Consider the following 2168-nt stretch of genomic DNA (forward strand, 5'->3'; position numbering starts at 1 on the left):
CCGGGCCGGGGCGCCGCCGTGGCGTCAGTGCCGTCCGCCTCAGCGGCGTTCTGCGGGGCTTCCAGCAGTCCGGCGACGTGGATGTCGACCGCCGCCACGCGCAGCCCCAGACGCGCTTCTGCGCCCCGCCACAGCGCCTCCCGCAGCGCGTCGGCGGTGGCGGTCATCGGCCGGTCCGTCGCGGCGTCGCACTCCGCCGCGATCCGCAACTCCCCGTACGGCAGGGCGCTCACCGGCGGCGGCCCCACCGCCGGCCACCGCCCGGCCTCCGCCCCGACCCGGCCCCGCTCGCCGAGGTACCGAACGTCGGCTCCCGGCGACGCCGCGACACCTCCACCGCGTACGGGACCGGCGCGAGACCCGGCCCCTGCCGCATCCCCCCGCCCTGCGCCGGCACCGCCCGCCGTCCCCGCGTCCTCCGCATCGCGCTCCGGCCCCGCCCCGTCCGCGGCGACTTCCGCGTCGTGTACCGCCCCCGCCGTCCCCGCCCCGTCGTCAGCGCTCTCCGCGTCGTGCTCCTGCTCCGTCGGCCCAGCCCCGCCCCCGGCGCCCTCCGCGAGGCCCACCCGCAGGGCCGTCACCCGGGCCCCGCGCACCTCCGCGGCCGCGTGCCGCAGCACACTGGCCGCCGCGCGCTCCGCGATCCACGCCCCGTCCGCCGCCGCGCCCAGGGGCAGCAGCCTGCCGAGCCCCACCTGCTCGCGCACCGCCCGCTCCCAGCTGCCCGCCGTCATGCGCCCCATCCTCCCCCACCCGCGCCGTCCGCCACCCGATCGCCGACCTCCGGTGGGCCGGCTGTCGCATTCCCCTGGCCCACCCCGGGCAGGGGACGGATAGTGGGGGGCGAAAGAGCGCGCGGCGCATGCACGAGGAAGGATGGAGACGGTGAGCAGCGAGTCGACGGTCAGGGAGGCCACGCGGGAGCCGGCGCCGGCCCCGCCGAAGGTGCTGGGCACGCGGCGCGGCACCGGTGATCCGGCGACGCGGGGGCGGACGACCATCGCCGACGGCGTGGTCGAGAAGATCGCGGGCCTGGCCGCGCGCGACGTCGTCGGCGTGCACGCCATGGGCAGCGGGCTTGCCCGCGCCGCGGGCGCCGTACGCGACCGCGTGCCCGGCACCGCCCGGTCGCCGGCCGGCGTCCGGGCCGAGGTCGGCGAGGTGCAGACGGCCCTCGACCTGGAGATCGTCGTCGACTACGGGGTCTCCATCACCGAACTCGCCCGCGCCGTAAGGGAGAATGTCATCTCCGCCGTCGAGCGGATGACGGGCCTCGAAGTGGTCGAGGTCAACATCGCGGTGACCGACGTGAAGCTGCCCGACGACGAGGACGAGGGGGCCGAGCAGCCGCGGCTGCAGTGACGGCGGGGCGGGCGGTCCGCCCCGGAGCTTCGGGAAGGTGCGTGCGATGAGCATGGCAGTGGTCGGCCTGCTGGCCGGCATGGCGCTGGGCTTCGCCGGCTACTTCGGCGGGTTCGGCGCATTCCTGCTGGTGGCGGCGCTCGGCGCGATCGGCTTCGTCGTCGGCCGGGTGCTGGACGGCGACCTGGAGCCGGGGGACTTCTTCCGCCGGCCGAGCGAGCGCGACGACCGGCGGCGGTGACCGGTGGCGCCCGTCGCGAGCGAGCACCCGGAACGCACGGCAGCGGCCGACCGGGCGGATGCCGCCGGGGCGGCCGAGGCCGCCGTGCCGGCGGGAGAGCGGGGCGCGACCCGGATCGAGGACCGCGTCATCGCGAAGATCGCCTCCCAGGCGGCCCGTGAGGCGCTGCTCGGCGCGCCCGGCACGGACGCCGCGCACGCCGCGGTCGTCGTCCACGGCGACACCGCCCGCGTCCGCGTCGGCGTCCACCTGGGCTTCCCGTCCGACCTCGGCGCCCAGTGCCGCGCCGTGAGTCGGGCCGTCACCGAGCGGGTAAGGGCCCTGGTCGGGCTTGAGGTGCCGGAGGTGGCCGTGGACGTCGAGCGGCTGCACGCCACGGAGCGGCCGGACGCGCCGCGGGGGAGGGTGCGATGAGCGCCGGAAAGACGAAGTCGTGGCCCGCGGGCGGCGCGTCCGCGGAGCCGAGTGAGTGGCGGCAGAGCACGTCGGCGTCCGGGTACGCGGCCGGGCCGGCCGGCCTCGGCGGCGCGGGCGGCGTCGCCGGCGACGTGGCGGAGCGCTTCTG

General features: G+C 78.2%; 4 protein-coding genes. 3 read left to right on the forward strand and 1 reads right to left on the reverse strand.

The genetic code is table 11. From position 1 onward, the window contains the following. Positions 1-734: hypothetical protein (locus tag ABD317_RS36160; RefSeq protein ID WP_344296169.1), on the reverse strand; the 734-nt coding region annotated here is incomplete at its 3' end. A 142-nt stretch (positions 735-876) separates the two neighbouring features. On the opposite strand from ABD317_RS36160, the gene ABD317_RS36165 reads away from it, so the two are divergent. The 3 genes from ABD317_RS36165 to ABD317_RS36175 are packed head-to-tail and all read left to right on the forward strand — an operon-like array spanning position 877 to position 2017. Further along, a complete protein-coding gene (locus tag ABD317_RS36165; protein ID WP_344296171.1) occupies positions 877-1362 on the forward strand; it encodes an Asp23/Gls24 family envelope stress response protein in 486 nt (161 codons plus the stop codon). A gap of 46 nt (positions 1363-1408) precedes the next feature. After that, complete coding sequence (locus tag ABD317_RS36170; RefSeq protein ID WP_344296173.1) at positions 1409-1603, forward strand: hypothetical protein; 195 nt, start codon at positions 1409-1411, stop codon at positions 1601-1603. Positions 1604-1606: 3 nt separating this feature from the next. Next, on the forward strand, positions 1607-2017 hold the full coding sequence (locus ABD317_RS36175; protein ID WP_425582531.1) for an Asp23/Gls24 family envelope stress response protein: 411 nt from the start codon (positions 1607-1609) through the stop codon (positions 2015-2017). Positions 2018-2168 lie beyond the last annotated feature (151 nt).

It is taken from the genome of Streptomyces synnematoformans, assembly GCF_039531005.1.
In the GTDB taxonomy this organism is placed as follows: domain Bacteria; phylum Actinomycetota; class Actinomycetes; order Streptomycetales; family Streptomycetaceae; genus Streptomyces; species Streptomyces synnematoformans.

Bases quoted from the DNA above. Each gene is read 5' to 3' on its own strand.
- ABD317_RS36165 (WP_344296171.1), top strand. From the start codon at position 877: ATGGAGACGGTGAGCAGCGAGTCGACGGTCAGGGAGGCCACGCGGGAG.
- ABD317_RS36170 (WP_344296173.1), top strand. From the start codon at position 1,409: ATGAGCATGGCAGTGGTCGGCCTGCTGGCCGGCATGGCGCTGGGCTTC.